A 22,445-nucleotide genomic window follows, 5' to 3' on the forward strand; every position below is an offset into this window, starting at 1 on the left:
CGTGTACTATTATAGTTATATTCATAACGTGGCAAGAACTTTCGTTAAAAATCGTTCTTTCTGAGAACAATAAAAAAGGACAGCCTCAACGTTTAGAGACTGTCCTTTAAAAACTATAATTAATATTTATCCTAAAATATGATATCCTGAATCAACGTGAATATTTTCTCCTGTTACACCGCGTGCTAAATCACTGAATAGGAATACTGCTGTATCTCCAACCTCTTCTGGCGTTGTAGTACGACGAAGTGGTGCGCGCTCCTCGATTTCTCTTAAAATTGAGTTGAAATCGCCTACACCTTTCGCAGATAACGTACGAATTGGTCCTGCAGAAATAGCGTTCACACGAATGCCATGTTGGCCTAAATCGTTCGCTAAATATTTTACGCTCGCTTCTAATGAAGCTTTCGCAACACCCATAACGTTATAATTTTTCACAACGCGCTCACCGCCAAGATATGTTAACGTTAAAATATTTCCGCCTTCTGTCATTACTTTCTTCGCTTCTCTTGCTACAGCTGTTAAAGAGAATGCACTAATATTTTGTGCAAGTAAAAATCCATCGCGAGAAGTATCTACAAATTCACCTTTTAAATCATCACGATTTGCAAAAGCAATACAATGTGCTACACCGTGAATGGTACCAACTTCTTGCTTAATCGTTTCAAAGCAAGCTGTAAGTTCTTCATCATTCGTTACATCACAAGGTAATACAAGTGATTCTTGTCCTTCTAATGTGTCCGCTAATTCACGAACATTTCTTTCTAAACGTTCTCCTGCATATGTGAATATTAATTTTGCACCTGCATTATGCAAAGAGCGAGCAATTCCCCATGCAATACTTCTTTGGTTCGCAACGCCCATAACAACAAATGTTTTCCCTTGTAATAGTTCCATGATATATCCTCCCAGAAATACTTATACTTGTTATTAGTACCTGATACTATAATTATAGTACCATAAAACCGCTTAAAGGCAAACAAAAAAGTCATTAACATAAATTTGTTAATGACTTTTTGTTTCTATAAAAAAACGTTCTAATCCTTCTTCCCAAGAAGGCATTTGTAAAAAACCATTTAATCTTAGCATGTTATGTTGAAAGATAGAATATTTCGGCCTCACAGCCTCCGATCCAAATTCTTCCGTTGAAACAGGTAATACATTCACATTCATATTTGCATAAGAAAATATTTTTTGTGCAAATTCAAACCAAGAACATGATCCTCTATTGGATACGTGATATGTACCGTATAAAGAAGTGTGAATGAGCTTATTAACCATCATATTTAAATCTGCCACGTACGTAGGAGAGCCAATTTGATCCGCTACAACGGTTATTTCATCTTTTTCTTTACCTAATCGCATCATCGTTTTCACAAAATTACTTCCATATTTACCATACAGCCACGATGTACGAACGATAAAGTATTTATTATGTAACTCTTTGACGAACTGCTCCCCCGCATACTTAGAGGCCCCGTATATATTTATCGGCGCTGGATTATGAAATTCCCCATACCCATCCGGTCTTGCGCCCTGAAATACATAATCGGTACTAATGTAAACTAACTTAGCCCCTACTAATTGTGAAGCAACCGCTACATTTCGAGCTCCTATTGCATTTATTAAATAAGCAAGATCTTGTTCTTTCTCAGCACGGTCCACCTTCGTATAAGCGGCACAATGAATGATTATATGTGGTCTTATCTCTTGTACCACTTGTTGAACTCGGGATATGTTTGTTACATCTAGTAACTTTTTATCAAAAGGATATATGTCATATTCTTCAGGACTTAACTCTTCTTGCAGTTGCTTTCCTAACTGACCATTTGCTCCTGTTATGATAACCCGCTCTTTCATTTTCATGCCCCTTACTTTTCTTTTAGTGGTTTCCACCATTCTATATGATTTTCATACCATTCCACTGTTTCTTTTAGCCCTTGTTCAAACGTATACTGCGGTTCCCAATCAAACTCATTCTTCATTTTGTGTGCATCAATTGCATAACGACGATCATGACCTAAACGATCTGTAACAAATTCAATATCTTTTTCTGTTTTACCTAAGAGAGTAATAATTTGTTCCACAACATCTACATTTGTTTTTTCATTATTTCCGCCTATATTATATACTTCTCCTAAACGCCCCTTATGCAAAACGATGTCAATTGCACTGCAATGATCCTTTACATGTAACCAATCTCTTACATTTAATCCATCACCATATAACGGTAGTTTTTTTCCTTCCAGCGCATTCGTAACCATTAATGGAATTAATTTTTCGGGATATTGATACGGCCCATAGTTATTGGAACAACGCGTCACTATAACTGGTAATTTATATGTTTTATAATAAGATAAAGCTATCATGTCCGCGCTCGCCTTACTTGAAGAATACGGACTATTTGGAGCTAATGGGGTTTCCTCAGTAAACTTTCCTGTTTTCCCTAAAGAACCATATACTTCATCTGTTGATACTTGTACGAGCTTAATATGCGGATACTTTTTCACTAATTCTAATAAAGTGACTGTCCCGATTACGTTTGTATCATAAAAAGGGATCGGATCTTCAATGCTACGATCTACATGTGATTCAGCTGCGAAATTTACAACTACTTGCACGTCACGTTCCTTAATAACATGTTCCAGCAGCTCTCCATTTTGAATTTCCCCTTTTACAAAAAAGTAATTCGGATGATCTTGAAGAGACTTTACGTTATTTAAATTTCCGCTATATGTTAATGCATCGAAATTTATTATTTTATATGTTTCATAGCTTTGTAACATGTAATGGACAAAGTTACTTCCAATAAATCCGGCCCCACCTGTTACTAATATATTCATAAACAACTCTCCTACTCAAAAGCTATCTTCACATTCCTGAAGTAACGGTAATATTCGATCTTTATCAGACAAAATAGGACTTGTTACTGGCCATGGAATCGCTAATTCTTTATCGTTCCAAAGCACACCAGAGTCATGATCAGCACTATAATATTCATCTACTTTATACATAACAATAGTATGCGGGACAAGTGTACAAAAACCATGTGCAAATCCTTTTGGCACTAATAATTGCCTGTGGTTATCTGCGCTTAAAATATATCCTCTCCACTGTTTAAAGGTTGGTGAATCTCTTCGCAAATCAACGATAACATCATAGATTGCTCCTTGCATAACTTGAATAAGTTTCGTTTGTGCTTTCGGATTTTTTTGAAAGTGTAATCCGCGAATTGTTCCCGCTTCTGCTGAATAAGAAACATTATCCTGTACAAATGAATACGTAACCCCTAATGTTTCTAGCACCTTCTTATTATAACTTTCAGTAAAAAAGCCACGCTCATCTCCAAATAACCTCGGTTCTAACAATTTTGCATCGGTAAAGTTTGTTTCTACAACTTTCATATTCTCACCTATTCTCCGTTAAACTGTTTCCCAAAGTTCATATCCCGTGCTAACGTATTCGCCCTTTGAAGAGAAGCATGAGTTCCCGCATCCGTCCACCAACCGCTCATTTCATTATAAGTAAGTACTCCTCGTTTTAAATACCAATTATTTATATCTGTAATTTCAAGTTCTCCCCTTGCGGAAGGTTTTAATTCTTTTATATAAGAAAAGACTTTCGAATCATACAAATAAATTCCCGTAACAGCATAAGAGCTTTTCGGCTCTTTCGGCTTTTCTTCAATTTCAATTATTTTTCGGTTTTGAATATGCGCTACACCAAACCTTTCAGGATCTTCTACAGATTGCAATAGCACTTTCGCACCTTCTTTTTGCTTTGTAAACTCTTCAACATACGGATGAATATCATCTGAAAAAATATTATCTCCTAATATAACTACCATACGATCATTTCCGACGAAATCTTCACAAAGACCTAAAGCTTGTGCAATCCCGCCCGCTTTATCTTGCACCCGATACGTAAAAGACACGCCAAATTCGTGGCCACTTCCTAAAAAACTAACAACATCTCCCATATGCTCTTTACCTGTAATTATCATAATATCTGTAATCCCGCATTGTTTTAGCTTATATACTGCATGATAAATCATTGGATACCGTCCAACAGGAAGCAAATGTTTATTCGTGACTTTCGTAATTGGATATAGTCTCGATCCAGTTCCGCCCGCTAAAATAATCCCTTTCATCCTACATCTCTCCCTTATGATGGAGATAGTATATCTTTATACTGTTCTACAAACACTTTCCGATACTTCTCGTATGTATCGGCATCAAACTCATCTCCGTTATAATGAATACACCATAAATTTGCTTGATTAGGGATACCAATTAGATAGCCAGCCTTTTGAAACTCTAAAGACTGTGAAACGTCATAAAAGTGGAATCCTTGAAATAAATCTTCTCGCCACGGAATATCATACTGTGTTGCCATGAGTAAACCATCGATTGCCTGCACTGACATAAAAGATTGATTTCCATAAAACCCTTGATCTAAATTTAATAATTGATAATTCCGTCTTCTATACTCAATCACTTTCCCCACTAAATTTTTCCCTTCCCACCATATCCCGTTACTCGGTAAAAACTGAGCACCAGCGACTCCAATTAAACCAAGTTTTTCATTTTCTTTAAAAAGAGAAATAAGATTATAAAACATATCACGATTAATAAGGTACGTGTCTTGATGTATATATACTTTATACTTTGCTGGAAATGAAAGAGCACGGTTATATGCACTTGCCATACTTTTTGCATCTCGTATCGGGAAAATTTGCACAGCATAGCCAGGGGGAACAAAAATGTTTCTTATTTGCCTCTCGCATTGCTCGAAAAGCTTTTCATTATTTACACAAACAACGACTAATATTGTGTGATCTTTCATTTTGTAGCCCCTCTATTCTTCCTTATTCACATCTGACATATAGTTTTCTACAAATACTTTTCTATATTTTTCATAGTTTGTCATATTCACATCGAAATGATAATGAATACACCAAGCATCGCGCTGTACAGGTACACCGACTGTATATCCTGCTTTTTTAAATTCAAATGATTGAGATACATCATAAAAGTCAAATCCGTCAAATAAGTCTTCTCGCCACGGGATATCATATTGTGTTGCCATTAACAAACCGTCAATACATTCAACAGGAATAAACGTCTTTGATTCATGAAATGGTTGCTCTAAACTTGCCATATAAAACAAATCGTTCATATAACCAATGACTTTCCCGACAATCCCACGCCCTTCGTTCCATACACCAGTTGGAGGAACATATTGCGATCCAACCATCCCAATCATTCCAAGATGTTCATGTTCCTCAAATAATTGAATTAATCCGTATAAAAAGGCTGCGTTTATAATAAATACATCTTGGTGTAAATACACTTTATACTTTGCTGGATGTGAAATGGCTTGATTGTATCCGCTCGTCATGCTTTTTGCATTTCGAATCGGCATGAATTGTATAGTATATCCAGGAGGTACTGCCAATTTCAATATATGTCGCGCACATTGTGCATACAATTTCCGATCATTTATACATGTAACAAATAATATTGTTTTGTCTGCCGCACTCATAATTGTGATTTTTCTGCTTCAATAATATATTGAAATACAACCGTCTCAGCCATGAAGCCACTTCCAAGACGATACTTTTTACAAATTCCATATAACTCTTCAATAAGTGGCTCATATATTTTATGATCAACATATACACGATCTACTTTACTAATTGAATATCCAGCTTTTAAAAACAGTCTTAACATTTCATTAAAAGTAAAGAAACGAATATGCGTTTTATCTAACAGACCATACTCTGTATACGTCCAGTTTCCAGCGAGTAAGGGGGCTAACACCGAGATGTGAGCAACGTTCGGTATACTAGCTAAAATCACACCATTTTGTTTGATATATGGTTTCACTTTTTCTACCACAGCCCATGGATCAAACAAATGCTCTAATACGTCACCAAATATGACGCAATCAAATTGGCCCTCCTCATACGGCATATCCATTGTCTCTATATCACCTAAAACAACATGATCTAGCTTTTCTTTTGCTTTTTCCGCTGCTTCTGAAAATGCCTCAATTCCTGATACACGTGTACCATTTTCTTTTATAGCCGCTCCTAATGCACCGCTCGAGCAACCAATATCAAGAACTTCTTTCCATTCCTTTTTTATATGCTTCAATAAATTTGGATTCGCTGCATTATAATAAAAATCAGATTTTTCTTCATATAAAGAACTTTTTTCCCGATTCATTTCACACGCTCCTTATGTAAATTGAATTTGAAATATACATCTCATATGAACAAAATACACTTTATAACCAATACCATCCCTGCCGATACTCTAATATATAGCCAATCTATCATTATTAGAATCGTGACAAGTTATTTCCTAAAAATAGCATGCATTACACCTTATATTGTTTATCAAAAACACCTCGAAAATATTTACGGTTATACTCGATTGCAGCATTATTCGGAACATAAGAAGCTGCTAATTCATTGTAATAATAAGCTTTGTCTTGCTCCCCTAACTTGCTGTAGCAAATACACATTTGTAAATAAGGAAGCCATGTGTAGCTAGCTGGACTGTGAAACGGACTTTCCTTTGCCAGCGGCACTTCCGTTGCTAATTTAAACCAAAATATCGCTTCATTATACTTTTGTTGATCCATATATATATATCCTATTCTTGTACAATTCTCTCCTCTAGGAACATCGTACCGAAACGATTTTGCACAAGCCTCAACTGCTTTCTCCCACAGTCCGAGCTTCGCATAACAATCCCCTAACTTACCACATGCATAGATTTTCTCTTCATACCATCCTTCATCTTGATTCAGAAATGTTTCATATAAAAGAACCGCATCATTGTATTTTTGATTATCCATAGATTCATTTGCATAATAAAACAAATCTCTCGGACTCAATTCTTCTCCAGCTGCTACAGCATTTTGAAAAATTTTCAAATTACGATCCGTTACTTCTTTTTCCTTTTTATGTGTAATAGCAATGTTGCTATTAAAAATTTCACCGGAAACCGCTAAATACTCATGTACTTTACCAAACCATTGAAACTGTTTTTCGCGCTTTACAAGCCGATACCTTCTTGTGCAATATAAAGGCTTCCCGTTAGAGTCCATTACGAGGTGATAAGGCATCGAAACAGCATCCACATTAGAATCTAATTGGCCCTTTAATTGTTTCAATGCTTCTTGAGCATCTTCTAATAATACGTCATCTGCATCTAGCCATAATATATACTGTTGCGTCGCTTTTGAAAAAGCAAAATTTCTAGCCGCCGAAAAATCATCAATCCACTGAAAATCATATATATTAGGAGTATATTTCTCTACAATTTCTTTCGTTCGATCAACAGAACCTGTATCAACTACTACAATTTCATCAACAATTTCTTCAACCCCATCCAAACATCGAGCTATTGTCTTTTCCTCATCTCGGACTATCATACATAAACTAATTGTAATGCCTTGCTTGTTCAATATAATCACCTTCTTCCAACTCAATCATATGTTATACAAACGCGAAACTTTCCACATTTTTATATTGTTCAAGTTATTTTAGATTTCTTTTCAATAATTCAAATGTCCGTGTCATTTTCTTGCGATTTTGCATCTACTATATAATGAAAGCTTTATGGAGGTGAATTTATGTCAAATAATAATTATTCAGATGGCTTAAATCCTGATGAATCATTATCAGCTAGTGCATTTGATCCTAATCTTGTAGGTCCAACTTTACCACCAATACCACCGTTTACACTTCCAACCGGGCCAACTGGACCTACTGGGCCGACTGGACCTACTGGACCGACCGTACCTACTGGGCCGACTGGACCTACTGGACCTACTGGACCTACTGGGCCAACTGGACCTACTGGGCCGACTGGACCTACTGGGCCAACTGGACCTACTGGGCCGACTGGAGGCACTGGTACAACTGGCGCGACTGGACCTACTGGAGGTACTGGTGCAACTGGACCTACTGGGCCGACTGGACCTACTGGGCCAACTGGATCCACTGGCGCAACTGGACCTACTGGGCCGACTGGACCTACTGGGCCATCTGGATTAGGACTTCCAGCAGGATTGTATGCATTTAACTCTGCTACAGTTTCTTTAGCTCTTGGAATTAATGATCCTGTACCGTTTAACACGGTTGGATCTCAGTTTGGTACTGCAATTTCTCAATTGGACGCTGATACTTTCATCATAAGTGAAACTGGATTCTATAAAATTACTGTTATCGCATATACTGCAGCAGTAAGTTTATTAGGTAGCCTTGCAATTCAAGTTAATGGTGTTACTGTACCAGGTGCAGGCACAAGCTTAATCTCAATTGGCGCACCTATCGTTATCCAAGCAATTACACAAATTACAATAACTCCATCAATGGTTGAAGCAGTTGTTACTGGAATTGGATTATCTCTAGCTCTTGGTACAAGTGCATCTATTATTATTGAGAAAATCGCTTAATCTTTTACTTAGCAGTAAAACTGATATTGGTTTTACTGCTTTTTCTATTTCGAATTCAATCATGAAATCTTTGCTATCTACATAATCATATTGTTGTATGACATTTTTCAGGAGGCATAAATATGGAAAATAAATCCGCTGTTCAGCTTTATCTCGAATTGCTAAAGAAGACAATTTTATTTGAAATATGGTTAGAATATGAGGAGTACTTACCTGCATCTCTACATATATCAAAAGAACTTCAATTCGAGCCAGTTACCGTACCACTCCCTTTATTCATTAAGCAATATGCCGAAAATCACAACTTAAAAATTGTAAAGCCAGATGTTTCAAAAAGTGAACGTCATGATGGACTGGATTGGCCAAGAGCAGCACATAGTATGATTGGCCGAGAACGTATGAATCAGTTACATGAGGCAATGGAAACCGTTGTTCGTGAAAATATAGAAGGAGATTTTATCGAAACAGGTGTATGGCGCGGAGGCTCTTGCATTTTTATGAATGGCTTTTTACAAGCCAATAACATTACGAATCGTAATATTTGGGTTGCAGATTCATTTGAAGGTTTGCCAGCACCAAATTTAGAACAATATCCGAAAGACTACGGTGATTATTTACACACATTCGATTATTTACGTGTTTCTTTAGAACAAGTACAAGAAAACTTTAAAAAATATGATTTATTAAATGATCAAGTAAAATTTTTAAAAGGCTGGTTTAAAGATACTTTACCAACAGCACCAATAGAAAAGATTGCAATTGCACGACTTGATGGGGATATGTATGAATCTACGATGGATGGTCTCGTGAACTTATACGATAAAGTTTCAACAGGTGGCTATATTATTATTGATGACTATGGACTACCAGCTTGTGCAGAAGCTGTGACGGACTTTAGAAATCAAAGAAACTTAAAAGCTCCTATTACTAAAATTGATATCTTTGGTGTATATTGGCGAAAAGAATAAGAGAAATTTTGATTATAAGGAGGTTCCATTCCTATTAATCTAATACTTGAATACATGAACCGTTTTAGGAATCTCCTTGTATGTAATAAGCGGTCACATCTTATCCTCTTTCGCTATCAAATAAAACTTTAATTTCCCCATACTCCTCGTTTTGAGGTGAGATTTGTCTGTAAATATCGAGATAATATGGATACTGTATTGGTTTGCCTTTTTACTACAAGGAAGGAGTGTATTTATGAGCGAACTTGAAAAAGAAATAAAATTACTCCCCCCTCCTGAACTCGTCCAATATGTAGGTGGCGATTTTGAAAAGGTCGGTAAAGAATTCCTAAAGCATTTCATTCAAATTGGGGCTTTAAAGTCAAACGAAAAAGTATTAGATGTAGGCTGTGGCGTCGGCCGAATGGCTGTTCCATTAATGAATTACTTAACTGATGATGGAGCGTATTATGGATTTGATTTATTTAAAGAAGGTATCACTTGGTGTAAAAATAATATTACAACTACCTGTAATAATTTTCATTTTGAACACGTTGACATATACAATCAATTTTACAATCCAGAAGGAAAAGAAGATGCCTCTCACTATAAGTTTCCATATGAAGACGCGACATTCGATTTCATCTTTTTAACTTCTGTATTTACGCACCTTCTCCCAACAGAATTAGAACATTACGTATCTGAGATTACACGTGTATTAAAAAAAGACGGGAGATGTTTTATTACGTTCTTTTTAATAAACCCTGAGTCATCCTATTATTTAAATGCAGGACTAAGTACGTTAGGATTTTATCATCAAATTGAAAATTGTTATGTCGTAAATAAAGATATTCCTAATTTCGCAGTTGCTTATCCTGAAACAGATATTTGCGCTTTATTGAATAAATATGGCTTAGAGGTAATGAATAAACCACACTATGGTTTATGGTGCGGCCGACATGAATATACGAGTTATCAAGATATTGTTCTTACAAAAAAAAGCTTCTGAAAGGAAGTTACGTATGACAAATGAAAAAAATCTACCTCTTGTTTCCATCCTTATTCCCACCTATAATAGACCACATTATTTCAAAATCGCTTTAGAAAGTGCTTTGGCACAAACTTATCCAAACATTGAAGTTATTGTAGGAGACGATAGTACGAATGATGAAACTGAAAAATTAATGCATGAAAAATACTTACTAAACCATTCCCATATAACATATATCCGGAATAGTACTACTTTAGGACAATTCCATAATGACCTCATGCTCTTAGAACAGTCTAGTGGCGAATACATAAACTTCTTAATGGACGATGACTTATTCCATAGTAATAAAATTGAGAAAATGATGTTCTATTTCCAACAAGACTTAAATCAAAAACTCGCACTTATTACATCATATCGCACTTGGATTGATGAAAATGGAGATATAATTGAAAACCATCCCGCTGTAAATAGATTGTATAGCGAAGATACCCTGCTAAGTGGGATAGATTTTGGAAACCATATGCTTTTATCTGGACAGAATATTATTGGTGAACCTACGACTGTACTCTTTCGAAGGCGACTATTAACAGAACCTTTTGGTACTCTAAATGAAAGGAACTATTGTTGTAGTGTTGATATGGCCTCTTGGATGGGTTTACTTTCAAAAGGTGATGCATTTTATATCACTGAACCTTTAAGTTCCTTTCGCTTTCATGATGGACAGCAAGTACACCATAAATTACTTGAAGGATCTGAAGATTTTTCACATCTCGTTTTAACCTCAAAAAAGTATGGTTTCTTACAAGATTTCAATGATTATAGAACTAGTCTGCTCAAAGCCTATGAGTGGTGTATGGGTGCATTCGAGTTTTATAAACAATACCCCAATCTCATTCCAGATGCACATATACGTCTTTCTCGTTGTTTAAATATAATTATAAAAGAGCTAAATCCACGATAGCTTTGCATAAGGGAGGAGCTATTCCTCCCTATTATGTATGACTTTACATAAATAGTGGAATAAATGTATGGACAGTCTGCTTATATTACTTTTAGAATGACGTCATCAACATATTTACTAGGCGATAGAAAGGATTACATACAGTGAAAGATACGAATTCTCAATATCAAATAGACTACGTATTACTATTCATTTTATTTGCCATTGGGACTGTTAGTTGCTTTGCTATTGCAAGTGCGCAAACCTCTTTACCACCATTTTTACAAAATGTAAATTTTGCACTCAAGCAAATACAATGGTACTTCATTGGATTTGTCGCTATTAGTGTTATTATGATTATCGATTTCGATCGGTATCAAAAAATTGCTTGGTATTTATATAGCTTTGCAATGATATTACTTATCGGGCTAGAACTTCAGGTTCCAGGTGCCGTTACAATTAAAGGGGCTACCGCTTGGTACAGGCTCCCAGGCATCGGAAATTTTCAACCTTCAGAAATTATGAAATTATTTTTAATTATCGTCATTGGACGAATTATAGCTAATCATAACGAAAAATATTTTTTTCGAACACCTCGTGAAGATTTTATCTTACTCGGAAAAATATTCGCAACGAGTTTGCCACCGCTACTACTTATTGCAAAAGAACCTGATTTAGGAAACACAATGGTAATTTCAGCGATGCTGGCAGCAATGATACTAGTTTCCGGTATACGTTGGCGCTTTATTTTCGGATTAGTCTCCGTTATTTTCACAGCAGGTGTTACCTTAACGTATATTTATATTGCTCATACAGAATTCTTTAAGGAGTATATCTTAAAAGAATACCAATTAAACCGCTTCTATGGTTGGTTAGCGCCTTACGAATATGATTCACAAGGCTATCAATTAAGACAAGCATTCTTAGCTACTGGATCAGGAGAAATGCAAGGAAAAGGTTGGGAAAATGGACAAGTATACTTTCCAGAACCACATACAGACTTTATTTTCACTAATGTCGCTGAACAATTCGGTTTTTTAGGTGCAAGTGTCATTATTTCACTTTTTTTCATACTCATTTTCCGTATGATTCATATCGCTTTGGAAAGTAATGATCCTTTCGGTAGTTATATTTGTGCCGGTACAATCGGAATGTTTACTTTTCAAGTATTCCAAAATATCGGGATGACAATTGGATTACTCCCTATTACAGGGATAACATTGCCCCTTATGAGCTATGGAGGAAGTTCGTTACTTACATATATGATTGCGATTGGATTTATTTTAAATGTTCGCTCAAGAACGAAAACCTTTATGTTTAAATGAACCATACAAAAAGTGGTATATTTTTATCTCTATCCTTTTTTAGATATACTAATGAAAAATATGTTGGAGGTTTACATATGAAATATGACATTATAGGGGATATTCACGGGTGCTTGCAAGAGTTTCAAAATTTAACGACGAAACTAGGATATAACTGGGATAGTGGCCTACCGGTTCATGCCGAAAATCGTAAGCTTGCATTCGTTGGTGATATTACAGATCGTGGTCCCCATTCATTACGTATGATCGAAATTGTATGGGAACTTGTCATAAATAAAAAAGAAGCTTATTATGCTCCTGGAAATCACTGTAATAAACTATACCGATTTTTCCTTGGGCGTAATGTGACAATCGCTCACGGACTTGAAACAACTGTTGCTGAATATGAAGCACTACCTTCTCATAAGCAAAACATTATAAAAGAAAAGTTCATCACCCTTTATGAACAATCCCCTTTATATCACATACTAGATGAAAAAAGAATAATTGTATGTCACGCTGGGATTCGGCAAGATTACATAGGAAGACAAGATAAAAAAGTACAAACCTTTGTATTATATGGCGATATTACAGGAGAAAAGCATGCTGACGGCTCACCTGTCCGTCGCGACTGGGCGAAGGAGTATAAGGGGCAATCTTGGATTGTATATGGACATACACCAGTAAAAAAACCTCGCTTTGTAAATCAAACAGTCAATATTGATACTGGCGCTGTATTTGGCGGCAATTTAACCGGATTACGTTATCCTGAGATGGAGACTGTTTCCGTCCCTTCTTCCCTGCCTTTTGTCCCTGAGAAATTCCGCCCAATTTCATAACTATCCTTACCTAGGTACAATTCATAAATTACGAGGGGATTGCCGGATTATTTAGCCGTATCTCCTATAAAAACTAGATAAAGTAATAAAAAAAAGATGCAATAAGGTGCATCTTTTTTTTATTACACGACATATAATGTCGCAGGAGGTGACAGAATGAAGAAAAAATCTTCTAAACAAAAAAGAAAATTCCACCCTTTATATCAGCCCATGTATGGAATTAACAACTGGTGCGGCATTCGAGCTGCAGCTATAGAAGAACTAGAAGAACAAGAGTCATCAAAAAAGAGCAAAGCTAAAACAAAATATGTCTCTTTAGAAAATGCTGTAATGAGTCGCATAATCAATCGTAGAAAAGTAAAGATGCAACAAAAAAATAAACATCTCTCTCATCACGATGAACAAATACTGCATTCTGAAGAAAAACAGGAAAATACGGAAGAGAACATTCCTGTAGCAATAAATAAAAAAATACAACCAGAAATTCCAACCGATATTATAAACCAAGTAAAAAAAATAAAAGAAGCATTAACTCCATCAAATAATATACAAACAGAAAAAACGATCATAATTCAGACTCCTGCACCTGAAAATACGAAAGTAAAAAAAGAAGGCCGATATTCACATGCAGAGGGGCTTCACTCTCATGCAGAGGGTACAGTTTCACATGCAGAAGGACTTCTTACACACGCAAAAGCAACTTGCTCCCATGCAGAAGGATCGAAAACAAAAGCAACTGGACATAGTTCGCATAGTGAAGGAAGTGAAACGACAGCAGGCGGCTCTTATTCTCACGCGGAAGGTAAACATACGATTGCTTTAGGCGAAGCAGCACACGCAGAAGGAACCGCAACTATCGCTAATGGATTCTCTTCTCATGCGGAAGGTAATCATACATCAACAGCTCATTTTGCAGGAAGCCATATTATGGGACGATTCGGCACGGCCGAAGAAGCCTATTCTTGGTTTATTGCAAATGGAACAAACGATACCGATCATAATATCGGTGCTAAATGGCTTGCTCATAATGGAGAAATGTACATTGAGGGTGCTTCTTACAATGCAGGCGGAACGGATTTTGCACAAATGTTTGAAACCGCGGACCATAAAGCTATTGATGTCGGTTATTTCGTTACATTTAGTAGCGAAGAAAAAATTCGGATAGCTACTTCAAACGATTCTTTCATTTTAGGAATATCTAGTGCAACCCCCGCTATTATAGGAAATAGTGGTGCTTTAAGTTGGCAAAAGCGCTATAAAACAGATAACTTTGGAAAGCGTCAATATGTACGTACAGAAACACAAGAAATACAACCACTTTTAAATACAGAATGGGATCCAGCTTGCAAATATATAGCAAGAAAAGACCGTTCTGGTTGGCTTCCTGTCGGATTAATTGGACAAATGTTAGTACGTGATGATGGCACTTGCGAACCGCATGGATATTGTCGTCCAAATGATGACGGCATTGCTACAAAAACTGAAAGTGGATTTTTCGTTATTAAGCGTACGGATGATAATCAAATTTTAATATTATTCCGCTAAGAAAAAAGGGACCAAAATTCTTCATTACATAAGAATTTTGGTCCCTTTTTAAGCGTGCATTAATAACTGCTGCATATCGCTTGGAATCGTCGTAGCAAAAGACATTTCCTTTTCTAAAATAGGATGATAAAACGCCAAAGATGTACTGTGAAGTGCTTGTCGTTTCATTTCATCCCTTCTTCCTCCATATAAGTCATCACCAAGTAACGGATGTCCTATATGAGCCATATGCACGCGGATTTGATGCGTTCTTCCTGTCTCAAGTTCAAGAGATACATGCGTCTTTTGCGAGGAACTATGAATCACTCTAAAATGAGTAACTGCCCTCTGTCCATCCTCACAAACTGTTCGTTCAATGATGCTATCTGATTTTCTACCAATCGGTGCATCAATCGTTCCTTCACGTTTTATCATCTCTCCATGAACAATTGCTTCATACGTTCGTTTCACAGCTTTTTGTTGATGTTGTTTCGATAAAAGATGATGTACGAAACGATTTTTTGCAATAAGCATGAGTCCTGACGTATCACGATCCAACCTTGTTACAATGTGCACCGTACTGGCAAGATGCTGCTTATCATAATAAGACAAAAGCGCGTTAGCAACACTTCCCTCTGGATGTTCTCTAGACGGAATCGTTGACATGTTCGCTTCTTTATTGATGACAAGAACTGCATCATCTTCATATACAATGCATAGTGGGATATCTTCCGCAATCATCCCTTCACTTCTTTCTTCCACTGGAAAAAAAACACGTAATTGTTCGCCCGCTTGTAGTTGATGACGAACGCTTGCATATTGACCATTTACTTCAATGGCTCCGCCATGAAATTTTATATCCGTTAAAGCAGCTTTAGAAATCCCTTTTGTTTTCAAAAATTCTCTAACTAAAGTTCCCTCTTCAGCTGACTCTATATCCCATTTCAATGTAAATCTGTTCAATATATAAACCCCTTCTATTTATCTGCAACAAACGAGTCACGGACACGTTTCCAGAATGGGAACGGGCGGAAACGAACAAATCGCACTTTCTCGTTTGCAACGCGATACTGGATTGATTTCACATCTTGATGAACCATCGTTAAATGGTCCACCGTAATTTGTAAGTTCATCCCTGGAGCCGGCTTCAACACACATGTATGATGCTTCGGCAATACAAGCGGCGAGCCTACAGTACGAAACACACGGTTGTTAATGGATGCCATTTCTGCAATTTGAATTGCTTCAATAGAAGGGTGAATAATTGCACCGCCAAGTGCTTTATTATAGGCAGTACTTCCTGAAGGAGTTGAGATACATAGACCATCCCCGCGGAATGTTTCAAAGTACTCTCCCCGTATTTCCACTTCTGTTACTAATGTGCCCTCTGCACTTTTTACAGTCGCTTCATTCATCGCTAAATACTGTGACTCTTTACTTCCATTCACATAGCGAATAATCACTTCTAAAAGCGGATATTCCACCACTTGGAATGGCGTTTTAGCAATCGCAATTACTAATTTCTCTACTTCTGTCGGTAACCAATCTGCATAGAAACCTAAATGCCCTGTATGTACACCAACAAATGCTGTTTCATCCAATCGATTATAATAACGATGAAACGCATATAAAAGCGTTCCATCTCCCCCAACAGAAATTACAATATCGGGTTCCTTTTCATCCATAATGAATCCAAAATCTAGCAAGTACTCTTTCATCGTGCTTGCTAGTGTATCTGATGATTGATCTCCCTTTGACATAATTGTAAATTTCATCGCCAACACCCTTTAGTTTATGATTCGGAATCTTTCGTTTCTTGCTTTCTTGAAAAAGCCTTTTGTGCTTCTTGAATTTCAAGACGAATAGAAGACATTTCTTCATCCAATAAAAACGCCGCTTCCGCTGCACGTTGCAAGCGTATTTTAATATCTTCAGGAAAACGCCCACTATATTTATAATTCAAAGAATGCTCAATCGTTGCCCAAAAGTTCATTGCTAGCGTGCGTATTTGGATTTCTACCAATACTTTTTGTTCCCCTTGAATCGTTTGAACAGGATAACTAATAACAACGTGATAAGAGCGATAACCGCTATCTTTCTTTTGCGTAACATAATCACGCTCTTCCACGATTTCAAAGTCATTTCGTTTTCGGAGATATTCTACAACAGGCTTAATCTCATCAACAAATTGACACATCATTCGAAGGCCCGCGATATCCTGCATATCTTCTCTGAGCCGGTCTAGCGGTACATTTCTCTTCTCCGCTTTATCAATGATACTTGCAACCGACTTTACCCTTCCTGTTACAAACTCAATTGGAGAATGCTCTGTTAACATTGCAAATTGAGTACGCATTCCTTTTAGTTTCACTTTCAGCTCTGCCACCGCTTGATGGTAAGGTGCTAAAAATTCTTCCCAATTTCGATTCATTTCAACCACCACCAAAATCAATCCATTTGCTTATAGAAATACTTTTTCTACAGCAGTTACTAGTTCTTCTCCGTAATTTGCATTACCTTCAATATTTTCAACTAAATATTCTACTTCTTCTTTTAAACCTTCTAATTCCATTTCAACATCATTCACTTGAATAAACATCGCTGTATCTTTATTCATTGCTTCACGCATTGCTTCCCAGCATGTATGCGGAATACTTACATATATGAAAGATGATTCGTTTTCTAAGATATATAAAAATGATAAATTGTCTGAGTCTACAAGTACGTGATTACGCGCACTTAACTCCTTTACCTCTATTTCAGTATTTTCCGCACAAAAAATAAGCGCATTCTCTCTCATTTCTACGCTCTTTACTTGAATTTTATTTTGCATGCTCGAACTCCTCCATCTCAACTTCCTGTCTTACTTAACAGTATTATTGTATCATAACATGGACGCAAACAAATAAAACATTGAACCAAATTTGTGAAAAAGCGATAATGTGTAAAGAATTATTTTTCAAAAGGAGCGCATACAATGACACAAGAAATTGAAATTGAATTTAAAAATATCGTTACAGAAGAAGAATTCCAATCATTATGCAAATCTTTTTCTATTGAAGCTTTCACGAAACAAGTGAATCACTACTTTGAAACGCCCGACTTTTCATTAAAAGAAGCTGGTTCTGCACTTCGTATTCGTCATAAAGGGGAAACTTATACATTAACGTTAAAACAACCTGCAGAAATCGGCTTGTTAGAAACGCATCAAGTTGTAACCGAGGCCGAAGCAAAAATGATGATGGAAACAAACACAATCATTCAAGGTGCTGTAGTAGACCAACTACACAAATTACAAATTCCTGTTTCCGCTTTAACTTATATGGGCAGTTTAACAACTGAAAGAGCTGAAACATTATTTGAAGGCGGAACGCTTGTCTTTGATCATAGTTTCTATTACAATCACGATGATTATGAAATTGAATATGAAGTGCAAGACGAAGAAACAGGAAAAGCTGCATTTATTCATTTGTTAACACAGCATAACGTACCAGTTCGCCATACAAATAACAAAGTAAAACGCTTTTTCCTTGCCAAACAAAACAAAGCACGCTAAAGTGAAAATTCCACTAGTGAATCCGTTCTACTAGTGGATACATCTCACTTCTTAAAAAGTAAAAGGTTCATTTACACCTGTAGAAGAAGCAAAGAATGTTAGGAAGGCTGTTTATTTGCCCTCTCGAACATTCCATTGCTACAATAGATATACATTTCATGGAAAAAGGAGTTTATAAAGGATGAGCAAGCAACCGATGACACCATTTGAAGCAATTGGCGGTGAACAATGCATTGCAATATTAGTAGACACATTTTATTCCTATGTCAGTAAACACCCTGACTTATCTCCCATCTTCCCGGATGATTTAACAGAAACAGCTAGGAAGCAAAAACAATTTTTAACACAATATTTAGGTGGTGCTAATTTGTACACTGAAGAACATGGTCATCCTATGTTAAGAGCACGCCATCTTCCGTTTGAGATTACGCCAAAACGAGCAGAGGCTTGGCTATCATGTATGGAGCAAGCAATGGATGACACAGGAGTACACGGTCATATAAGAGAGTTCGTTTTTGAACGTTTAGCATTAACTGCTCAGCATATGGTTAATACTCCAAACGAAACAGGTGAAATATAATGGATAAACAGGAAGCAAAGCATATCAATATGCCATCTCCTTCCGCATGTGAGCATAAGTCTGTAGAAGCATATTTATTTATTGATCCACTTTGTAAAGATTGCTGGGAAATTGAACCCTTTATTATTAAACTATGGCTTGAATACGGGAAATACTTCTCTATTCGTCATATTGTAACTGGAAAAGTGGACGGAACGAACGCTTCCTCACACAAATGGAATAAACCTGCTAATATTCGATTTGTGTGGGAAAAGACGACAAGTTTACAAGGTTTTTCATGTGATGGAAAAGTACATATGCAAGAGGCATCATCAACACCATATTTAGTTTCGATGGCAATTAAAGCAGCGGAGTTACAAGGCCGAAAAGCAGGTTCGAAGTTTTTGCGAAAACTCCAAGAATACATTTTCCTTGAAAATGTATCAAACCCTGACTGCGAATTATTGCTTGCATGTGCAAAAGATAGCAATATTGATGTAGAAGAATTTAAAAAAGATCTACATTCCGCCAGCGCAAAAAAAGCTTTCCAATGTGACTTAAAATTCACAAATGAAATGCATATTACAGAAATACCTTCCCTCGTCTTTTTTCATGCGAACTCAGATGAAGAAGGCATTAAAATCGCTGGAACTTATTCCTATGATGTATACGTACAATTATTAAAAGAGCTCGTAAAATGTGAAATCGAGCCAGAACCATTACCGCCTTTAGAAATGTTACTAGAAGCAACGCAATTTATATCTTCAAAAGAAGTAGCATTTATATATGACTGCTCGCAACAAGAGATCGAGCGCGAACTAAAAAAATTACAACTGAAACGCAAAGTACAAATGATTGACGTAAAATGTGAGCGTTATTGGAAATGGATAGCAATAGAAAAAGACCTGGTGTAAACACCAGGTCTTTTTCTTTACGGCTTATAAAAATATTAAAGGGGATGGGAGAAATTTTCACGTTCAAACAAAGGGGTATATGTTTGTATGTGAATTCGTTCACGCTTATTATATTACAAGATTCGACGTCAGATGACAACCCCTTTTGTCGAATTTCACACTTTTGTCACATTCTAAACGTTTTCATTTGTGAATAAGCTATATAAAAGCCCTTTAGGAGGTGTTTTTCATAAAGAAATCCTATATTTTACTAATTTTTTCATGTGTCCTTGTTTCTTTTTTCTTGTACATTCTCTCTCTATTACAAGCTTTTCCTAAAATTATCGCCTTTCCTCTTTTATTCGGAGTCATCGTCATCGCTCTCTCTTATTTCAACCATAGAAAACGATTTAAAGGATTTTGAATTCAAAAATTAACTATAAAACTGTCTTCAAATTTAGAAATAGTAAGGAAAACCGATTTTCATTTCGACAAATATCGACAAATTGTATTTTTAAACAAAAAAGACGAGGATAAAATCCCTCGTCTTTTCTCATTACTTTTCTTCAAATAATAACGCTTCTAATTCATTTAATTTCTCTTCAAATACTTGTAGTGCCTCTTTCACTGGTTCAGGAGATGCCATATCAACTCCTGCTTTTTTCAGCACTTCAATTGGATAATCAGAGCTTCCTGCTTTTAAGAATTCATTAATGTAACGTTCTACCGCTGGTTGCCCTTCTTCTAAAATCTGTTTAGATAGAGCCGTTGCTGCACTAAATCCTGTTGCGTATTGATATACGTAATAGTTGTAGTAGAAGTGCGGAATGCGAGACCATTCTAACCCAATTTCTTCGTCGATTACTAAAGCGTCACCGAAATATTTCTTATTTAAATCGTAGTAGATCTCCGTTAACATATCCGGCGTAACAGCATGTCCTTCTTGTACTTTCTTATGAATAATATGCTCAAACTCTGCGAACATCGTTTGACGGAATACAGTACCACGGAATCCTTCTAAATAATGATTTAATAAATATAGGCGCTCTTTTTTATCTTCTGTCGTTTTTAATAAATAATCATTTAGAAGCGCTTCATTACAAGTTGACGCTACCTCTGCAACGAAGATTGAATAATCACCGTATACGTGCGGCTGTGTCTTTCTTGTGTAATAACTATGCACAGAATGACCAAACTCATGAGCAAGTGTAAATAAATTATTTACATTATCATGCCAGTTCATTAAAATATAAGGATTTGTTCCGTATGCACCAGATGAATATGCTCCGCTTCGTTTTCCTTTATTCTCATACACATCTACCCAGCGATTTTCATATGCTTCTTTCAAAATTTCAACATACTCATCACCAAGTACGTTTAAAGATTTTAATAACATGTCTTGTGCTTCTTCATATTTCACATTCATTTTCACTTCTTGTACAAGTGGTGTATATAAATCGTACATATGAAGTTCATCAAGTCCTAGCGCACGCTTTCGAATATCGATGTAACGGTGCAATAAATGTAAGTGATCATTTACCGTTTCAATGAGTTGATCGTAAACTGCTTCAGGAATATTATTATTGCTCAATGCAGCTTGGCGAGCAGAGTCATATTTACGAATACGTGCATTGAAATTATTACGTTTCACCGCTCCGCTTAACGTACTTGCAAATGTGTTCTTAAATTTCCCATACGTTTCAAATACAGCTTTGAATGCATCTTCGCGAACACGACGATCATCACTTTCTAAAAACTGAATGTAACGACCATGCGTAATTTCTATTTCTTCTCCGTCCTCGCCTTTAATAGACGGGAATTTCAAATCCGCATTATTCAACATACCAAATGTATTACTTGATGAACTCATTACTTCAGATGCTTCCGCTAATAAAGCTTCCTCAGCCTCAGATAATACGTGTGGACGTTGACGTGTAATTTCTTCTAATGCATGTTCATATACACTTAAGTCTCTATTTTCTTTTAAAAATGCTTGTAGTGTATCTTCTGAAATAGATAAAATTTCAGGTACGATATACGCTGTGCTACTAGATACTTGTGAATATAAATTCGTCGCACGATCATTTAAAGCTTGATACACAGAGTTTGTTGTATCTTGATCGTAACGCATATGAGCATATGTATATAGCTTACCTAGTCGCATTGAAATTTCATCTTCATATTGCAGTGCCTCAAGTAAGTTGTTCGCAGAGTCACCAAGCTTCCCTTTAAATTCAGTTAACTGCGGTAGTAACTCTTTAATCGCTTGAAATTCTTTTTCCCATTCTGCATCTGTTTGGAAAATATCTTCTAATCGCCACGTACTTGCTTCTTCAATCTCATTGCGATCTGGTAATGTTTTTGCTTTATTTTGTTCAGACATTCTGTAAGCCCTCCTTTAAATATCTCTACTTAAGTAC

Annotated in this window: 24 protein-coding genes; 10 read left to right on the plus strand and 14 right to left on the minus strand. The window is 36.3% G+C overall.

Annotated features, from left to right (window positions below; translation table 11 throughout):
• Positions 1-126 precede the first annotated feature (126 nt).
• From fabI to G9F74_RS04810, 9 genes are all read right to left on the minus strand, one after another.
• Positions 127-897 carry an enoyl-ACP reductase FabI gene (gene fabI / locus G9F74_RS04770; RefSeq protein ID WP_000421885.1) on the minus strand — a complete coding sequence of 257 codons (771 nt, stop codon included), beginning with the start codon at positions 895-897 and terminating at the stop codon, positions 127-129.
• 108 nt (positions 898-1,005) lie between these two features.
• The gene (gene rfbD, locus G9F74_RS04775) at positions 1,006-1,860 is read right to left on the minus strand and encodes a dTDP-4-dehydrorhamnose reductase (RefSeq protein WP_016108018.1); all 855 of its coding nucleotides are present in this window, start codon (positions 1,858-1,860) and stop codon (positions 1,006-1,008) included.
• Between the two features lie 11 nt (positions 1,861-1,871).
• Entirely contained in the window at positions 1,872-2,843 is a 972-nt protein-coding gene (gene rfbB / locus G9F74_RS04780) for a dTDP-glucose 4,6-dehydratase (protein ID WP_001024154.1), read from the minus strand.
• Positions 2,844-2,858: 15 nt separating this feature from the next.
• Complete coding sequence (rfbC, locus tag G9F74_RS04785; protein ID WP_000869430.1) at positions 2,859-3,404, minus strand: dTDP-4-dehydrorhamnose 3,5-epimerase; 546 nt, start codon at positions 3,402-3,404, stop codon at positions 2,859-2,861.
• Between the two features lie 8 nt (positions 3,405-3,412).
• The gene (locus G9F74_RS04790; RefSeq protein ID WP_000676183.1) at positions 3,413-4,150 is read right to left on the minus strand and encodes a sugar phosphate nucleotidyltransferase; all 738 of its coding nucleotides are present in this window, start codon (positions 4,148-4,150) and stop codon (positions 3,413-3,415) included.
• 14 nt (positions 4,151-4,164) lie between these two features.
• On the minus strand, positions 4,165-4,845 hold the full coding sequence (locus G9F74_RS04795) for a glycosyltransferase family protein (RefSeq protein WP_000651532.1): 681 nt from the start codon (positions 4,843-4,845) through the stop codon (positions 4,165-4,167).
• 12 nt (positions 4,846-4,857) lie between these two features.
• On the minus strand, positions 4,858-5,544 hold the full coding sequence (locus tag G9F74_RS04800; protein ID WP_001271194.1) for a glycosyltransferase family protein: 687 nt from the start codon (positions 5,542-5,544) through the stop codon (positions 4,858-4,860).
• Positions 5,541-6,230: a class I SAM-dependent methyltransferase gene (locus tag G9F74_RS04805; protein WP_001078421.1), complete on the minus strand. Its 690-nt coding sequence runs from the start codon at positions 6,228-6,230 to the stop codon at positions 5,541-5,543. The genes G9F74_RS04800 and G9F74_RS04805 overlap by 4 nt, the downstream gene beginning before the upstream one ends.
• A 154-nt stretch (positions 6,231-6,384) precedes the next feature.
• Positions 6,385-7,482, minus strand: a complete 1,098-nt coding sequence (locus G9F74_RS04810) for a glycosyltransferase (RefSeq protein WP_033668570.1) — start codon at positions 7,480-7,482, stop codon at positions 6,385-6,387.
• 165 nt (positions 7,483-7,647) lie between these two features.
• On the opposite strand from G9F74_RS04810, the gene G9F74_RS04815 reads away from it, so the two are divergent.
• The 7 genes from G9F74_RS04815 (at position 7,648) to G9F74_RS04845 (ending at position 15,038) form a co-directional block, all read left to right on the plus strand.
• Positions 7,648-8,472, plus strand: a complete 825-nt coding sequence (locus tag G9F74_RS04815; protein WP_016108016.1) for a BclA C-terminal domain-containing protein — start codon at positions 7,648-7,650, stop codon at positions 8,470-8,472.
• A gap of 122 nt (positions 8,473-8,594) precedes the next feature.
• On the plus strand, positions 8,595-9,440 hold the full coding sequence (locus G9F74_RS04820) for a TylF/MycF family methyltransferase (RefSeq protein WP_016108015.1): 846 nt from the start codon (positions 8,595-8,597) through the stop codon (positions 9,438-9,440).
• A gap of 235 nt (positions 9,441-9,675) precedes the next feature.
• Complete coding sequence (locus tag G9F74_RS04825) at positions 9,676-10,428, plus strand: class I SAM-dependent methyltransferase (RefSeq protein WP_016108014.1); 753 nt, start codon at positions 9,676-9,678, stop codon at positions 10,426-10,428.
• A gap of 13 nt (positions 10,429-10,441) precedes the next feature.
• Entirely contained in the window at positions 10,442-11,371 is a 930-nt protein-coding gene (locus G9F74_RS04830; RefSeq protein WP_016108013.1) for a glycosyltransferase family 2 protein, read from the plus strand.
• 143 nt (positions 11,372-11,514) lie between these two features.
• Positions 11,515-12,675, plus strand: a complete 1,161-nt coding sequence (locus G9F74_RS04835; RefSeq protein WP_016108012.1) for an FtsW/RodA/SpoVE family cell cycle protein — start codon at positions 11,515-11,517, stop codon at positions 12,673-12,675.
• A 77-nt stretch (positions 12,676-12,752) separates the two neighbouring features.
• A complete protein-coding gene (gene prpE / locus G9F74_RS04840) occupies positions 12,753-13,493 on the plus strand; it encodes a bis(5'-nucleosyl)-tetraphosphatase PrpE (protein ID WP_016108011.1) in 741 nt (246 codons plus the stop codon).
• Between the two features lie 156 nt (positions 13,494-13,649).
• Entirely contained in the window at positions 13,650-15,038 is a 1,389-nt protein-coding gene (locus tag G9F74_RS04845) for a peptidase G2 autoproteolytic cleavage domain-containing protein (protein WP_016108010.1), read from the plus strand.
• Positions 15,039-15,086: 48 nt separating this feature from the next.
• On the opposite strand, the gene G9F74_RS04850 is transcribed toward G9F74_RS04845, so the two are convergent.
• From G9F74_RS04850 to G9F74_RS04865, 4 genes are read right to left on the minus strand one after another with little or no spacing between them, the layout of a single operon-like run.
• Positions 15,087-15,980, minus strand: coding sequence for an RluA family pseudouridine synthase (locus G9F74_RS04850; RefSeq protein WP_001079113.1), 894 nt, complete (start codon positions 15,978-15,980; stop codon positions 15,087-15,089).
• Positions 15,981-15,994: 14 nt separating this feature from the next.
• Positions 15,995-16,792, minus strand: coding sequence for an NAD kinase (locus tag G9F74_RS04855; protein ID WP_000673191.1), 798 nt, complete (start codon positions 16,790-16,792; stop codon positions 15,995-15,997).
• Positions 16,793-16,809: 17 nt separating this feature from the next.
• Positions 16,810-17,448, minus strand: coding sequence for a GTP diphosphokinase (gene yjbM / locus G9F74_RS04860; protein ID WP_001081482.1), 639 nt, complete (start codon positions 17,446-17,448; stop codon positions 16,810-16,812).
• Positions 17,449-17,478: 30 nt separating this feature from the next.
• Positions 17,479-17,850, minus strand: a complete 372-nt coding sequence (locus G9F74_RS04865) for a UPF0738 family protein (RefSeq protein WP_001180013.1) — start codon at positions 17,848-17,850, stop codon at positions 17,479-17,481.
• Positions 17,851-17,994: 144 nt separating this feature from the next.
• Here G9F74_RS04865 and G9F74_RS04870 point away from each other — a divergent pair, with 144 nt between their 5' ends.
• From G9F74_RS04870 to G9F74_RS04880, 3 genes are all read left to right on the plus strand, one after another.
• Positions 17,995-18,573 carry a CYTH domain-containing protein gene (locus G9F74_RS04870; protein ID WP_000191111.1) on the plus strand — a complete coding sequence of 193 codons (579 nt, stop codon included), beginning with the start codon at positions 17,995-17,997 and terminating at the stop codon, positions 18,571-18,573.
• A 181-nt stretch (positions 18,574-18,754) separates the two neighbouring features.
• On the plus strand, positions 18,755-19,153 hold the full coding sequence (locus G9F74_RS04875; protein WP_016108009.1) for a globin domain-containing protein: 399 nt from the start codon (positions 18,755-18,757) through the stop codon (positions 19,151-19,153).
• Positions 19,153-20,046, plus strand: a complete 894-nt coding sequence (locus G9F74_RS04880) for a ClpXP adapter SpxH family protein (RefSeq protein ID WP_000360648.1) — start codon at positions 19,153-19,155, stop codon at positions 20,044-20,046. Before G9F74_RS04875 ends, G9F74_RS04880 begins: the two co-directional genes overlap by 1 nt.
• A 535-nt stretch (positions 20,047-20,581) precedes the next feature.
• Here the strand turns inward: G9F74_RS04880 and pepF are convergent.
• A complete protein-coding gene (pepF, locus tag G9F74_RS04885; RefSeq protein WP_016108008.1) occupies positions 20,582-22,408 on the minus strand; it encodes an oligoendopeptidase F in 1,827 nt (608 codons plus the stop codon).
• Positions 22,409-22,445: the final 37 nt, after the last annotated feature.

The organism is Bacillus sp. EKM202B (assembly GCF_011066025.1).
Lineage (GTDB): Bacteria > Bacillota > Bacilli > Bacillales > Bacillaceae_G > Bacillus_A > Bacillus_A toyonensis.